We start from the raw sequence: 15,315 nt of genomic DNA, 5'->3' as shown, positions 1-15,315 counted from the left end.
CTCTGTGCCCCAGCCCTTCGCAGAGCTCAGGTCGCAAAAGCGGGCGAAGCAGTGCTTCGCTGTTCCCGCTTTTGCCCCATAAATGGGAGAGGGGAGGAAGCGGGCTTAGCGTCTGGGTTTGAGCTTCATCTTTTCCCGCCCCTCGGCCGGGGTCAGGGCGCGACCACCAAGGCGCTCGATGATCTCGATGGCGCGCTCGACCAGTTGGCCGTTGCTCGCATGCACGCCGCGATCCAGCCAGATGTTGTCCTCCAGCCCCACCCGCACGTGGCCGCCGAGCAACATGGCCTGGGCGACCATCGGCATCTGCATGCGGCCAATGCCGAAGCCAGCCCAGGTGATGCCTGGCGGCAGGTTGTCGGCCATGGCCTTCATGGTCGTGGTGTCGGCCGGCGCGCCCCAGGGAATGCCCAGGCACAGCTGGATAAGCGGGTCGTCCAGCAGGCCTTCCTTGATCATCTGCTTGGCGAACCACAGGTGGCCGGTGTCGAAAATTTCCAGCTCGGCCTTCACCCCCAGCTCGGTGATGCGTTTGGCGCCCGCGCGCAGTTGCGCCGGGGTGGAGACGTAGATGAAGTCGCCATCGCCGAAATTCAGCGTGCCGCAGTCCAGGGTGCAGATTTCCGGCAGCAGCTCCTCGACATGCGCCAGGCGGGTGATCGGCCCGACCAGATCGGTGCCGGCGCCGAACTCCAATGGCTGCTCGCCTCGGCCAATTTCCAGATCACCGCCCATGCCGGCAGTGAGGTTGATGATCACGTCGGTATCGCTTTCACGAATGCGCTCGACCAATTCACGGTACAGGGCCACGTCGCGGCTCGGCTTGCCGGTCTGCGGGTCGCGCACATGGCAGTGGGCGACGGTGGCACCGGCCTTGGCCGCCTCGATGGCGGCGGCAGCGATCTCCTTGGGCGTGACCGGGATCGCCGGGTGCTTGCCGACGGTGTCGCCAGCGCCGGTCACCGCGCAGGTGACGATAACCTCGTAATTCATTTTCGACTGTCCTTTCCAGAGGCGAACGAGTGCCGACGGCGGGGCCGCAGGCGTTATGCAAAAAAGGGAGTTGGCGCCGGATCAACCGGCGCCGTGCTATCAGTTACCGGCGACCAGCGCGGCGTTGGCCGGCTTGCCGTCCAGCGTGGTGACACCCTCGAGCCAGGCATCGACCACCTGCGGGTTGGCCTTGATCCAGTCACGCGCCACCTGGGCGGCCGGCTTACGGTCCATGATCGGCTGCATCAGCTCGGCTTCCTGCTGGCTGGTGAAGCGCAGGCTGGTGAGGAGGCGGTTGGCGTTAGGGCAACGCTCGGCGTAGTCCGGCGCGGTGACGGTGGACACCGTGGCGGCGCCATCGTTGGGGCCGAACACGTCGTCGGTGCCGGTCAGGTAGGTGACCTGCATCGACAGGTTCATCGGGTGCGGTTTCCAGCCGAAGAACACCACCGGTTTCTCGTTGCGTACGGCGCGACCGACGGCGGCGAGCATGCCCGCTTCACTCGACTCCACCAGTTTGAAGCCACCCAGACCGAACTGGTCGGAGTCGATCATCTTCTGGATCGCCGTATTGGCGCCCGAACCAGCTTCGATGCCATAGATCTTGCTGTCCAGCTCGTCCTTGAATTTGGCGATGTCGGCCAGGGTCTTCAGTCCCTTGTCGGCGGTGTAGCTCGGTACCGCGAGCACCGCCACCGCATCATCCAGCGACGGCTCGGCCGCGACCTTGACCGCGCCGGCATCGAGGAAGGGTTTGATGTTGTCGTCCATGATCGGCTTCCAGTAGCCGAGGAAGGCATCGATCTGCCCTTTCTGGATACCGGCGAAGATGATCTGTTGCGACGCCTGGGTCTGCTTGGTTTCGTAGCCGAGACCACTCAGCAGCTCGCTGGCGACAGCGGTAGTGGCGACCACGTCGGTCCAGCCGACGGCGCCAATTCGAACGTTCTTGCAACTGGCGTCGTCGGCCAGCAGGGAGGTACTGAACAGGCTCAGGGTGCAGCACGCGGCCAGCGCGGTAAGACCTTTCATCTGGGTGCTCCTCATCGTGTCACAGCGGTTCTATTTCGTTCTTCTAGAGGCCTGCCAACGGACAGAACCCCCACCGTGCTCGGGGACTTTCGTCTCCCGATGAAAACACCTTACGCTTCGATTCGATGCAACATTCGCACTTGAACGACTATTTATTTACCTATGCCGACTTTTTCTTGTGTGAAAGCGATACTGGCCCATTAATCTCTCGGTATGCCCGTAACCCTGCACCCGTGTCGTGACCTGTATGCCCCAGACCTTCTGCTTTCTGCTGCTGCCCGGCTTCTCGATGATGGGCCTGATGTCAGCCATCGAACCGCTGCGCGTGGCCAATCGCTTTCGCGGCGAGCTGTATCGCTGGCGCCTGCTCAGCCAGGATGGCAATGCCGTGCAGGCCAGCAACGGCATGTCGCTCAACGTCGACGACAGCCTGGAATTGCCCGCTGACAGCCAGGCGCTGTTCGTGGTCGCCGGCTTCGAGCCACTGGCCCACTACGACCATCATCTGGCGCACTGGCTGCAACGACGCGAGCCGGAACTGGCGATCCTCGGCGGCATCGACACCGGCAGCTTCGTGCTGGCTGAAGCGGGTCTGTTCCAGCACCAGCGCCTGACCCTGCACTGGGAAGCCATCGATGCCTTTCGCGAACGCTACCCGACGCTGCTGGTCACCCAGGAACTGTTCGAGATCGACGGCCGGCGCATCACCAGCGCCGGCGGCACCAGTAGCCTCGACCTGATGCTCGGTCTGATCGGCCAGGAACACGGCGAGCCGCTGGCGGTGCAGGTATCCGAACAGTTCGTGGTCAGCCGCATCCGCACCCGTCTGGACCACCAGCGCATGCAGGTAGCTAGCCGCTACGACCTGCGCAATAAGAAGCTGGTGCGGGTGGTCGGCGAGATGGAGCGCCAGTGCGAGCAACCGCTGTCCAGCGAGGCACTGGCCGAGCTGGCCGGCATCACCGTGCGCCAGCTGGAGCGGTTGTTCCGCCACCACCTGGCGACCACACCCTCGGCCTTCTACCTCGATCTGCGCCTGGAAAAGGCCCGCCAGCTATTGCGCCAGAGCGATCTCAGCGTACTTGAGGTGAGCCTTGCCTGCGGCTTCGACTCGGCCTCTTACTTCTCGCGCAGCTACCGCAGGCGCTTCGCCGTCAGCCCCAGCCAGGATCGTCACGAACGGCCAGCCTGAATGCACACCTGCCCGTAGGAACGGGATGCCACTTGCAGAGCCACATATCCGTTCGCGACCTCGGCTTGACGCTTTCGGCAAACCCCCAGTCGTTTTTGCACCGGGTCGCCCTGCCCCCCAGGGATAAGCTCTCCCCAAAGCGCCGACGACCGACTCGGCGCATCTGTTTAGGGGACAAGCCTGATGAGCCCAGCCGAATTGCACGCCGACAGCATCGTCATCGACGGTCTGATCATCGCCAAGTGGAACCGCGAACTGTTCGAAGACATGCGCAAGGGCGGCCTGACCGCGGCCAACTGCACCGTGTCGGTGTGGGAAGGTTTCCAGGCCACGGTGAACAATATCGTCGCCAGCAACAACCTGATCCGCGAGAACAGCGACCTGGTCATCCCGGTGCGCACCACCGCCGACATCCGTAAAGCCAAGGAACAGGGCAAGACCGGCATCCTTTACGGCTTCCAGAACGCCCACGCGTTCGAAGATCAGATCGGTTACGTCGAGGTGTTCAAGCAGCTCGGCGTGGGTATCGTGCAGATGTGCTACAACACACAGAATCTGGTCGGTACCGGCTGCTATGAACGCGACGGCGGCCTGTCCGGCTTCGGCCGCGAGATCGTCGCCGAGATGAACCGCGTCGGCATCATGTGCGACCTGTCCCACGTCGGTTCCAAGACCAGCGAGGAAGTCATCCTCGAATCGAAGAAGCCGGTCTGCTACTCGCACTGCCTGCCCTCGGGCCTGAAAGAACACCCGCGCAACAAATCCGATGAAGAACTGAAGTTCATCGCCGACCACGGCGGCTTCGTCGGCGTGACCATGTTCGCGCCGTTCCTGGCCAAGGGCATCGACTCGACCATCGACGACTACGCCGAGGCCATCGAGTACGTGATGAACCTCGTCGGCGAAGACGCCATCGGTATCGGCACCGACTTCACCCAGGGCCACGGCAAGGAATTCTTCGAGTGGCTGACCCACGACAAAGGTTACGCCCGCCGCCTGACCAGCTTCGGCAAGATCGTCAACCCACTGGGCATCCGCACCGTGGGCGAATTCCCCAACCTCACCGAGACCCTGCTCAAACGCGGCATGCCCGAGCGCGTGGTGCGCAAGGTCATGGGCGAGAACTGGGTAAGGGTACTGAAAGACGTCTGGGGCGAGTGATGAATACCTCCGGAGCCTACTGCGCACACCGATAGCTGCGTCGCGTCCTCGCGACAAGCTCGCCGTACAGTCGTACTGCTCTCGCTTGTCGCTGCGGGTCTCCTTGCTCTCGGCGTGCTCGCTACGGCTCCACAGGCATTCATCCGCACCGTTCAAACATGCAAGACAACGAATTCTGGAGTTAACAACACATGGCCACCCACGCCCCCGAAATGCCCATTCAGGTCGACGACGAAACCGGCGTATGGACCACCGATGCCCTGCCGATGCTGTACGTGCCGCGGCATTTCTTCGTCAACAACCACCGCGGCATCGAGGAAGTGCTCGGCGCCGACAAGTACGCCGAGATTCTCTACAAGGCCGGCTACAAGTCCGCCTGGCACTGGTGCGAGAAGGAAGCCGAGTGCCATGGCCTGCAGGGCGATGCGGTGTTCGAGCACTACATGAAGCGCCTGTCGCAGCGCGGCTGGGGCCTGTTCGAGATCCAGAAACTGGACATCGACGCCGGCTACGCTGAAGTGAAGCTCAAGCACTCGGCCTTCGTGTACGTGTACGGCAAGGTCGGCCGCAAGGTGGACTACATGTTCACCGGCTGGTTCTCCGGCGCCATCGACCAGATCCTGTCCGCCAAGGGCAGCAGCCTGCGCACCGTCACCGTGCAGGAATATGGCGGCTCGGAAGAAGGCCACGACGATGGCCTGTTCGTCACCCGCCCGCTCTGAATAACAACAGGCGCGCCACTCGCTAGGCGCTCCACCCCGCATTGACCGTGAACGCAGTGCAGCCGTCGAATCGAGGAGAAGGTCATGGCCTTCGAAGCAATGTTCCAGCCGATCCAGATCGGCAAACTGACCATCCGTAACCGCGTACTCAGCACGGCTCACGCCGAGGTGTACGCCACCGACGGCGGCATGACCACCGAGCGTTACGTCAAATACTACGAAGAGAAGGCCAAGGGCGGCATCGGCCTGGCGATCTGCGGCGGCTCCTCGGTCGTGGCCATCGACAGCCCGCAGCAGTGGTGGAGTTCGGTGAACCTGGCCACCGACCGCATCATCCCGCACTTCCAGAATCTCGCCGACGCCATGCACAAGCACGGCGCCAAGATCATGATCCAGATTACCCACATGGGCCGCCGCTCGCGCTGGGACGGCTTCCACTGGCCGACCCTGATGTCGCCGTCCGGCATCCGTGAACCGGTACACCGCGCCACCTGCAAGACCATCGAGGTCGAGGAAATCTGGCGCATCATCGGCAACTACGCCCAGGCTGCGCGCCGCGCCAAGGAAGGCGGCCTGGACGGCGTCGAGCTGTCCGCCGTGCACCAGCACCTGATCGACCAGTTCTGGTCGCCACGCGTGAACAAGCGTACCGACGAATGGGGCGGCACCTTCGAAGGCCGCATGAAATTCGGTATGGAAGTGCTCAAGGCGGTGCGCGCCGAAGTCGGCGAAGATTTCTGCGTGGGAATGCGCATCACCGGTGACGAATTCCACCCCGACGGCCTGTCCCACGAGGACATGAAGCAGATCGCCGCCTATTACGACGCCACCGGCATGCTCGACTTCATCGGCGTGGTCGGCTCGGGCTGCGACACCCACAACACCCTGGCCAACGTCATCCCCAACATGAGCTTCCCGCCGGAGCCGTTCCTGCACCTGGCGGCCGGCATCAAGGAAGTGGTCAAGGTGCCGGTGCTGCACGCGCAGAACATCAAGGACCCGAACCAGGCCACGCGCATCCTCGAAGGCGGCTACGTCGACATGGTCGGCATGACCCGCGCGCACATGGCCGACCCGCATCTGATCGCCAAGATCAAGATGGGCCAGATCGACCAGATCAAGCAATGCGTAGGCGCCAACTACTGCATCGACCGCCAGTACCAGGGCCTGGACGTGCTGTGCATCCAGAACGCCGCGACCAGCCGCGAATACATGGGCGTGCCGCACATCATCGAGAAGACCACCGGCGCCAAGCGCAAGGTGGTGATCGTCGGCGGCGGCCCGGCTGGTATGGAAGCCGCCCGCGTGGCTGCCGAGCGTGGCCACGACGTGACCCTGTTCGAGAAGCAGGACAGCCTCGGCGGGCAGATCAGCATCGCCGCCCGCGCCCCGCAACGCGACCAGATCGCCGGCATCACCCGCTGGTATCAGCTGGAAATCGCCCGCCTCGGCGTCGACCTGCGCCTGGGTACGGCGGCCGATGAAGCGACCATCCTCGACCTGCGCCCGGACATCGTGGTGCTGGCCAACGGCGGCCACGCCTTCCTCGAACAGAACGAACACTGGGGCGCGGCCGAAGGCCTGGTGGTCAGCGCCTGGGACATCCTCAGCGGCAAGGTCGAACCCGGCAAGAACGTGCTGGTGTACGACACCATCTGCGAATTCACCGGCATGTCGGCGGCCGACTACCTGGCCGAGAAAGGCAGCCAGGTGGAGATCGTCACCGACGACATCAAGCCCGGTGTGGCCATGGGCGGCACCACCTTCCCGACCTACTACCGCAGCATGTACCCCAAGGAAGTGGTCATGACCGGCGACATGATGCTGGAAAAGGTCTACGCCGAGGGCGACAAGAAAGTCGCGGTGCTGGAGAACGAATACACCGGCGCCCGGGAAGAGCGGGTGGTCGACCAGATCGTCATCGAGAACGGCGTGCGCCCGGACGAGGGCCTGTACTACGGGCTCAAGGACGGCTCGCGCAACAAGGGCCAGATCGACGTCGAGGCGCTGTTTGCGATCAAGCCGCAGCCGTGCCTGTCCGAGGCGGGCGACGGCTACCTGCTGTTCCGTATCGGCGACTGCGTGGCCCAACGCAACGTGCACGCGGCGATCTACGACGCCCTGCGCCTGTGCAAAGACTTCTGATCTAAACGACGCCCTTGTGGGAGCGGGCGGGGACGCCTAGTCCATGCCCGCGATTGATTTGCGCCAAGGCTGCGCCCGGTTGCGGGCCGGCCCGCTCCCACCACATCTCGTCCGGTGAGGACAGACCGATGCTGAACACCCTTCTACCCATTCTGCTCTTCGCCGCCCTGGCCCTCGCGGTCATCGGCGCGGCCAGGCGCTTCTTCATGTGGCGCCGCGGCCGCCCGGCCAAGGTCGACTGGATCGGCGGCCTGCTGAAGATGCCGCGGCGCTATCTGGTGGACCTGCACCACGTGGTCGAGCGCGACAAGTACATGTCCAAGACCCACGTGGCCACCGCTGGCGGCTTCGTGCTGGCGGCCGTGCTGGCCATCGTCGTGCACGGTTTCGGCCTGCACAACCGCATCCTCGGCTTCGCCCTGCTGGCTGCCACGGTGCTGATGTTCACCGGTGCCCTGTTCGTCGCCAAGCGCCGCCTGGCCCCACCCTCGCGCCTGTCGAAAGGCCCGTGGATGCGCCTGCCGAAAAGCCTGCTGATGTTCGCTGGCAGCTTCTTCATCGCCACCCTGCCGGTGGCCGGGATTCTGCCCGCCGACTTCGGCGGCTGGGTACTGGCGGCGATCCTCGCCGTTGGCGTGGCCTGGGGCGTTTCCGAGCTGTTCTTCGGCATGACCTGGGGCGGGCCGATGAAGCACGCCTTCGCAGGCGCTCTGCACCTGGCCTGGCACCGCCGCAGCGAACGCTTCGGTGGTGGGCGCTCCACCGGCCTGAAGGCGCTCGATCTGAACGACCCGAAAGCCCCGCTGGGTGTGGAAAAACCCACCGACTTCACCTGGAACCAGTTGCTCGGTTTCGACGCCTGCGTGCAGTGCGGCAAGTGCGAAGCCATGTGTCCCGCCTTCGCCGCCGGCCAGCCGCTCAACCCCAAGAAGCTGATTCAGGACATGGTCATCGGCCTGGCCGGTGGCAGCGACGCCAAATTCGCGGGCTCGCCCTACCCAGGAAAGCCGCTTGGTGAACACAGTGGCGGCCCGCACCAGCCGATCGTCTCCCTGCAGGGCAAAGCCCTGGTCGATGCCGACACGCTATGGTCGTGCACCACCTGCCGTGCCTGCGTGGAGGAGTGCCCGATGATGATCGAACACGTCGATGCCATCGTCGACATGCGTCGTCATCTGACCCTGGAAAAGGGCTCGACCCCGAACAAGGGCGCCGAGGTGCTGGAAAACCTCATCGCCACCGACAACCCGGGCGGCTTCGCACCCAGTGGCCGGCTGAACTGGGCGGCAGACCTGAACCTGCCGTTGATGGCCGACAAGAGCAGCGCCGAGGTGCTGTTCTGGATTGGCGACGGCGCCTTCGACATGCGTAACCAGCGCACCCTGCGCGCCTTCGTGAAGATCCTCAAGGCATCCGGCGTCGACTTCGCCGTGCTCGGCCTGGAAGAGCGCGACAGTGGTGACGTCGCCCGCCGACTCGGCGACGAAGCGACCTTTCAGCAGTTAGCCAAACGCAACATCGCCACGCTGAACCAGTACCGCTTCAAGACCATCGTCTCCTGCGACCCGCACAGTTTCCATGTGCTGAAGAACGAATACGGCGCCCTGGGCGGCAATTACCAGGTCATGCACCACAGCACCTTCATTGAAACCCTGCTGCAGCGCGGCAGCCTCAACCTGGGCCAACACAAGGGCGGATCGGTCACCTACCACGACCCGTGCTATCTGGGCCGCTACAACGGTGAGTACGAGGCGCCGCGGGCGGTGCTCAAGGCCATCGGCATCGAAGTCAAGGAGATGCAACGCTCGGGCTTTCGCTCGCGCTGCTGCGGTGGTGGCGGCGGCGCGCCGATCACCGACATCCCCGGCAAGCAACGGATTCCCGACATGCGCATGGAAGACATCAAGGAAACCGGCGCCGAACTGGTAGCCGTCGGCTGCCCGCAATGCACCGCGATGCTCGAAGGCGTGGTCGCCCCGCGCCCGGAGATCAAGGACATCGCCGAGCTGGTCGCCGAAGTGCTGATCGAAGCCACCGACGTAGCGGCCAAACGCCCCGCCGCCAAGCGCGAACTGGCGGAGGTGCAGTGATGAAACAACAATCCCAGCGCATCCAGGAGGCCCAGGCATGAGCGACATAATCCGCCGCGACCCACGCGCCGAGTGGATCGCCCGCAACCGCCTGCATCCACTGCATGCCTCGATGCAGAAGGCCGAAACCAGCTGGATGGGCCCCAATGGCATCATCCGCAAGAACCCGCACGTCATTGCCGCCGGTTTCGTCGGCCCGGCCGGGCTCAAGCGCATCGACCGCAGCGGCGCCCAGCAGGGCACTGCCGGCAAACGCAGCAGCGCCAGCGTCGAGGTGCAACTACCGCTGCACGTCGTCGAGCAACCGGCATTCCATATCTGCGTGGTACCGGACATGGTCGGCGGGCGTCTGTCCAGCCATGACAAGGATCTGCTCGGCCTGGCGCGCAAGCTGGCCGGCGATAGAGGTGCCGTAGTCGCCGTGATCTTCGGCGAAGACAAGGAAGGCGCCTTCGACACAGCCGGCGTCGACCGTCTACTGCGCGTCCAGGGCGACGCTTTCGACGGCTACGCCCCAGAAGCCCGCGTACTGGCGCTGAGCGCCGTGGAGAGCCAATTGGCGCCGCGCCACTGGCTGCTGCCCGACAGCCGCACCGGTGGCGGCGAACTGGGTCGGCGCCTAGCTGCCAAGCTCGGTGAGCGTCCTGCAACGCGCGTCTGGCAGGTCGCCGGCGAGCAGGCCATCGGCCGTGCCGGCAGTGGCCAGCAGGATATCCAGCGCGCGCTGCCACGGTTGATCCTGGCCGCCGCCGAATGCGCCGAGCCGGTCAGCGACACCCGCCATGAAGTCCGCTCGCTGGAGCTGGCTGAAAAAGTCGCGCACAGCCTGCCGCGCGTCGAAGATCTCGGCCCGGTAGCCGTAGACCCGGCACAAATTCCCATGGCCGAGGCCGAATTCATCCTCTCCGGCGGCAACGGCGTGAAGGACTGGAAGCTGTTCCATCAGGCCGCCATCACTCTCGGCGCCACCGAAGGTGCCTCGCGCGTGGCGGTCGACGATGGCTTCATGCCGCGCAACCGTCAGGTCGGCGCCACCGGCACCTGGGTCACCGCTCGCGTCTACCTGGCTGTCGGTATTTCCGGCGCCATCCAGCACCTGCAGGGCATCGGTGCCTGCGACAAGGTGGTGGCAGTGAACATGGACCCCGGCTGCGACATGATCAAACGTGCCGACCTCTCGGTGATCGGTGACTCGGCAGCGATCCTCGCAGCGCTGATGGAGCGCGTCGCGGCCTGGCGCCAGGAAGGAAAACGTGATGCGGCCTAACTCTCACGAATGCTCCCTCGTGGGAGGGGCTTCAGCCGCGACAGATTGCGTGCTTGGCCAGATCGCGGCTAGAGCCGCTACCACGGTTCGAGGTTGCCACCATGACTGATCTGAATATCGTCGCCCTGGTCTCGGTCGGCGCTCACCCGACCTCCGCTCGCCCACGGCGTGCCGAGCAGGACGCCCGCGCGGTGGAGCTCGGCCTGCGTCTGGCCGGACAGAATCTGCAGCTGTTGCACGCTGGCGATCCCCAGGCCGAAGCCCTGCGCGGCTACCTGGGCATGGGATTGGAACAGCTCGACGTGCTGGAGCAGCCCGAAGGCGCCGACGCCTTGCCGCTGCTGGTCGACTACCTGCAAGGCAGCCGCACGCAGCTCGTGCTCACCGGCAGCCAGGCGGAAACCGGCGAAGGCTCGGGCATGCTGCCGTTCCTGCTCGCCGAGCGGCTGGGCTGGCCGATGGTCGTTGGCCTGGCCGAAGTGGAGAAGGTCGAGAACGGCGTAGCCCAGGTGCTGCAAGCACTGCCACGTGGCCAGCGGCGTCGCCTGAAGGTGCGCTTGCCGTGCGTGGCCAGCGTCGACAACGCCGCCCCCGTCGCTCGCCAGAGCGCCTTTGGCCCGGCACGACGCGGACAGATCGAAGCACATGAAGTGACGGTGGTGGATGACACGCTGCTGGCCGAGGCCAGTCTGCAGCCGGCCAAGCCGCGGCCCAAGCGTCTCAAGGTGATCAAGGCCAAGACCGGCGCGGAACGGATGAAGGCAGCTACAGCCAAAGCCAGTGGTGGCGGCGGCCAGATCCTCAAGGATGTCTCGCCACAGGAAGGAGCAGAGGCTATCTTCAAGCTACTGATCGAAGAAGGCGTCCTGCGCTAGCAGGCAGTTTAAAAACTACCTGCGTTGCCATTGCGGCGTTAAAAACAGGCTGGAACGCCAGCCCGGTCAAATGCTCATTTACAAGTCGTAAAGTCGGTCGCGACCCCGGCCGTTTTTCGCCTGTTTTTGCGGGGCCGCCATCGGTATTGCACTGGCTGCCTCGCCTACGTTTTTAAACGCCTGCTTTTCCACAAGGAGCCACGACCATGATGCATGCCGATCTGATCGACCAGGAAGACTTCCGTGAACGCCTGATCGCGTTGGGCCTAAGCATTCCAGCAGGCGTCACGCCCGAGCAGGCTTGCGAGCTGGCCGTCAGCGGCCTCAGCGCCGAACGCGCCGTGGCCTTGCGTCATCTGGTGGAGGAGTTGCTCGGCGGCAGCGCCACCCTGCTGCCCAACGTGCGCGAAGCCATCAGCAAGCACCTACTGCCAGCGCTGGTGCCCAAGCCGGCTTGATATTCCTCGGTGCGCATGGCACACCCTACGGACGGACGCCCTACAGCAACGACACAATGAAAACGGGGCGCCACTGGCGCCCCGCTTTCATTGCAGCTCGACCTAAATACGTACGCTGGCGAAAGTCGACTCGCCCTGGGCACGGTTGAGCGCCAACATGGCACCGGAATGAGCTTGCTGCTCAGGGATCGGCAACAGCACCACCAGGTTGTTACCCTGCTGACCAGCGCGCTCGTCGCGTGGCGGAATACCGAAGTACTCGCGGTAGCACTTGGAGAAATGCGGGGTGGAGACGAAGCCGCAAACCGAGGCCACTTCGATGATCGACATGCTGGTCTGCTTGAGCAACTGGCGCGCACGGATCAGCCGCAGCTTGAGGTAGTAACGCGACGGCGAGCAGTGCAAATACTTCTGGAACAGGCGCTCGAGTTGACGACGGGAGATGTCGACGAAGCAGGCCAGCTCGTCGAGATCGATCGGCTCCTCAAGATTCGCCTCCATCAGTGCGACGATTTCCTGCAACTTCGGCTGGTTGCTGCCAAGCATGTGCTTGAGCGGTACACGCTGGTGATCCTGCTCGTTACGAATACGTTCGTAGATGAACATTTCGGAGATGCCGGCTGCCAGCTCGCGGCCATGCTGCTGACCGATCAGGTGCAGCATCATGTCCATCGGCGCGGTACCGCCAGAGGAGGTGTGGCGATTGCGGTCGATGGAAAACAGGCGAGTGGTGATGGCCGCACGCGGGAAGGCTTCCTGCATCGAGGCCAGGCACTCCCAATGCACGCTGCAATCGTAGCCGTCGAGCAGACCGGCCTTGGCCAGCGCCCAACTGCCGGTGCACACAGCACCAAGCAGGCGCCCCTGGCGCGCCTGCAGTTGCAGCCAGCTGACATGTTCACGCTTGACGCTGTGTTGAATATCCACGCCACCACAGACGATCACCGCATCCAGCGCCGGCGCGCTTTGCATGGCCGCGTCCGGGGTGATCTGCAAGCCATCGCTGGCGCAGACCGGCAGGCCATCATGAGTCAGGGTATGCCAGCGAAACAGTTCCTTGCCGGAAAGCTGGTTGGCCATGCGCAGGGGCTCTACCGCCGAAGCGAGAGAAATCAGGGTGAAGTTGTCCAGGAGCAGGAAGCCGATGGACTGGGCGACACGGTTCTGGGGATGCGCCCCTTGGCTGAACTGCGACATTGATGGAACCCTCTCACGCTAAGCACGGTGTGAGCCCAATTGAAGTGGGCCTCTGTTTTATCCTGGCCAGGTCTGAAAACCCGGTGGCTATGCATCTCTACGCAAAGGTCATGCCTAAATTGATCAAGCGTTCAATAAAAACAGAGCCTTCCATGCGTGGCGCGCCAGACGGGCTTCTTGACGCGAATCCAAGAGCTTGCGAAACGCTCTCAAAGCCTCTTGCCGCAAGGCTTTGAGCATTTCGGTAGCACGGATTGAGTGGCCTGCTACGGCTGCCCTGATTACCAGTAACGGACGGACGGTAACAGCAGCGACCGATCGGTCACGACCGATGGAGTCGATGACCGCACGCGTCGCACCAAAATCTCGCGAAGCGGTGGCCTAGCCAGAATCACTGCACCAGCACAGGTCAACGCTCGCCGATGCACCAGCCGCCAGACCTGATAGAGACAAGCGACCTGACGAATCCGCAACAGGTTCGCGATGATCCAACTTTCGTCAGCACGTCCAGATCTCCAACCGACTCGTACATATTCAATCACGCCGCAGCGAGCAGCCGTATCGGGGTCTTTTCTCGGCATGCCAGTGTCGCTTCTCGCCCAGGGGGCGGCCCACCTCTTGCTGTGAAATAGCCAATCGTCCGCTCCAGGAATCTTCCAGCGGCTTCAGCCGCCCGAACAGAGGCACACCCCATGAACAGATTTGCTCGCTGGCTGCTCGTGATCGCCCTCACCTCATCCACCACCTTGTACGCCGCGGAATCCGAGCGCTGCGAGCTGGTACGCCTCAGCGATGTAGGCTGGACCGACATCACCATGACCACCGCCGTGGCTCGCCTGATACTGGGCGAGATCGGCTATCGCACGCAGATCCGCCGCATGTCACTGCCCGATACCTATCGTGGATTGTCCGAAGGCCAGCTGGACGTGTTCCTTGGCAACTGGATGCCGGCACAGAGCGAGCAGGTACAGCCGCACTTGGACAGCGGCAAGATCGAAAAACTGCACACCAACCTGCCCACGGTGCGCTACACCCTGGCAGTGCTGGCACCAGGTTATGAAGCGGGGCTCAAGGACTTCGCCGACATCCATCGTTTCAAGGACGAGCTCAACGGGCAGATCTTCGGCATCGAGCCCGGCAACGAAGGCAACGAGATGGTCAAAGGCATGATCCGCGACAACGTATTCGGCTTGCAGGGATTCACCCTGGTGGAGTCCAGCGAAAGCGGCATGCTCAACCACGTCGAACGCGCTCAGCGCCTGGGCAAATGGGCAGTTTTTCTGGGCTGGGAACCGCACCCGATGAACGAGCGTCTGAAGATGAGCTATCTGGCCGGTGGCGATGATTATTTCGGCCCCAATTACGGTGCAGCGCAGGTCAACACGGTGGCACGCGGCGGCTTCAGCCAGCAGTGTCCCAATCTGGCCAAGCTGTTTCGCAACATGACCTTCACCATCGCCGCAGAAAACCATTTGATGAGCGCCGTGCTGGAAGGCAATACCAATCGCCGCCGCGTGGCCAAGCAGTGGATCGAAGACAACCCGCAGATGGTTGCGTCCTGGCTGGAAGGTGTGACTCGCTATCAAGGCGGCCCCATCAGCAAGGTATTCGACGTATCGCTAGCGAAAAATGACTGATAAATTCGACGAAATAGCCGAGAAAAATCAATAAAAATGGCGGAAAACAGAGAACACTTCATGGCTGGAAAGGGATCTCCCTTGTCGTGTCGAGAATCACGGCCAGGCTCGCAAGCCTGGCCAACCATGACCGACCGGTCACATTGCGCCGCCTTTGGATTTTTCAACGCTTTTCGGCACGCCTCCACCTCTGGCTGTAAATTTTTTTCAACATCGCCACAGCCCCCGCGCTACGCCGCCTGCGCCTCGCTTAAAGGGCTGAAAACCAGCACCGGCGCGGCTTTCAGCCTTGGCCAAGGGACGAAAAAGTCTGTTAAGGTTTTTAAAGCACGTTCTCGAAAGCGCTTCTCGATGCTCACATCGAGCGCTATTCAAAACGGCATCACGCAGTGCTTTCAGGAGCCCGAAAAACGGCGAAAACATGGAAAACACGGGGTGTGACGGGCCATGTCGTCGCCCAACACGTCAGGGTCGCAAACCGATAATTGCGCAGACCCCAAGACTATATCGTTGAGTCAGCCGATGACGTCGCTGCCGCCTCCCGAG

General features: G+C 63.2%; 13 protein-coding genes. 10 read left to right on the top strand and 3 right to left on the bottom strand.

Annotation, left to right across the window (positions count from 1 at the left end):
* Window positions 1-105: 105 nt before the first annotated feature.
* On the bottom strand, window positions 106-993 hold the full coding sequence (locus AAEQ75_RS10885) for a 3-keto-5-aminohexanoate cleavage protein (RefSeq protein WP_125835013.1): 888 nt from the start codon (window positions 991-993) through the stop codon (window positions 106-108).
* A gap of 99 nt (window positions 994-1,092) precedes the next feature.
* Window positions 1,093-2,025, bottom strand: coding sequence for a choline ABC transporter substrate-binding protein (gene choX / locus AAEQ75_RS10880; RefSeq protein ID WP_343352285.1), 933 nt, complete (start codon window positions 2,023-2,025; stop codon window positions 1,093-1,095).
* Window positions 2,026-2,272: 247 nt separating this feature from the next.
* Between choX and AAEQ75_RS10875 the strand changes: the two genes are divergently transcribed.
* The 8 genes from AAEQ75_RS10875 (at window position 2,273) to AAEQ75_RS10840 (ending at window position 11,935) form a co-directional block, all read left to right on the top strand.
* Window positions 2,273-3,217: a GlxA family transcriptional regulator gene (locus tag AAEQ75_RS10875; RefSeq protein WP_343352283.1), complete on the top strand. Its 945-nt coding sequence runs from the start codon at window positions 2,273-2,275 to the stop codon at window positions 3,215-3,217.
* 183 nt (window positions 3,218-3,400) lie between these two features.
* On the top strand, window positions 3,401-4,378 hold the full coding sequence (locus tag AAEQ75_RS10870) for a dipeptidase (protein WP_099522832.1): 978 nt from the start codon (window positions 3,401-3,403) through the stop codon (window positions 4,376-4,378).
* 191 nt (window positions 4,379-4,569) lie between these two features.
* Window positions 4,570-5,100 (top strand): DUF5943 domain-containing protein, encoded by a 531-nt coding sequence (locus AAEQ75_RS10865; RefSeq protein WP_075933537.1) that lies wholly within the window; start codon window positions 4,570-4,572, stop codon window positions 5,098-5,100.
* Window positions 5,101-5,184: 84 nt separating this feature from the next.
* On the top strand, window positions 5,185-7,245 hold the full coding sequence (dgcA, locus tag AAEQ75_RS10860) for a dimethylglycine demethylation protein DgcA (RefSeq protein ID WP_343352277.1): 2,061 nt from the start codon (window positions 5,185-5,187) through the stop codon (window positions 7,243-7,245).
* Window positions 7,246-7,373: 128 nt separating this feature from the next.
* Window positions 7,374-9,335: a dimethylglycine demethylation protein DgcB gene (gene dgcB / locus AAEQ75_RS10855; RefSeq protein ID WP_343352275.1), complete on the top strand. Its 1,962-nt coding sequence runs from the start codon at window positions 7,374-7,376 to the stop codon at window positions 9,333-9,335.
* Between the two features lie 37 nt (window positions 9,336-9,372).
* Window positions 9,373-10,602, top strand: coding sequence for an electron transfer flavoprotein subunit alpha/FixB family protein (locus tag AAEQ75_RS10850; RefSeq protein ID WP_343352274.1), 1,230 nt, complete (start codon window positions 9,373-9,375; stop codon window positions 10,600-10,602).
* A 101-nt stretch (window positions 10,603-10,703) separates the two neighbouring features.
* Window positions 10,704-11,477, top strand: a complete 774-nt coding sequence (locus AAEQ75_RS10845; RefSeq protein ID WP_099522837.1) for an electron transfer flavoprotein subunit beta — start codon at window positions 10,704-10,706, stop codon at window positions 11,475-11,477.
* Window positions 11,478-11,683: 206 nt separating this feature from the next.
* Entirely contained in the window at window positions 11,684-11,935 is a 252-nt protein-coding gene (locus AAEQ75_RS10840; protein WP_099522838.1) for a hypothetical protein, read from the top strand.
* A 102-nt stretch (window positions 11,936-12,037) separates the two neighbouring features.
* Here AAEQ75_RS10840 and AAEQ75_RS10835 read toward each other — a convergent pair whose 3' ends face one another.
* Window positions 12,038-13,132, bottom strand: coding sequence for a GlxA family transcriptional regulator (locus AAEQ75_RS10835; protein ID WP_099522839.1), 1,095 nt, complete (start codon window positions 13,130-13,132; stop codon window positions 12,038-12,040).
* Between the two features lie 692 nt (window positions 13,133-13,824).
* Here AAEQ75_RS10835 and AAEQ75_RS10830 point away from each other — a divergent pair.
* Window positions 13,825-14,769 (top strand): ABC transporter substrate-binding protein, encoded by a 945-nt coding sequence (locus AAEQ75_RS10830; RefSeq protein ID WP_343352272.1) that lies wholly within the window; start codon window positions 13,825-13,827, stop codon window positions 14,767-14,769.
* A 126-nt stretch (window positions 14,770-14,895) separates the two neighbouring features.
* Complete coding sequence (locus AAEQ75_RS10825) at window positions 14,896-15,210, top strand: hypothetical protein (RefSeq protein WP_343352270.1); 315 nt, start codon at window positions 14,896-14,898, stop codon at window positions 15,208-15,210.
* Window positions 15,211-15,315: the final 105 nt, after the last annotated feature.

The organism is Pseudomonas sediminis (assembly GCF_039555755.1).
GTDB classification, from domain to species: domain Bacteria; phylum Pseudomonadota; class Gammaproteobacteria; order Pseudomonadales; family Pseudomonadaceae; genus Aquipseudomonas; species Aquipseudomonas mendocina_D.
Note: the sequence above shows the minus strand (reverse complement) of the source record. Positions and strands in the feature narration are given on the sequence as shown.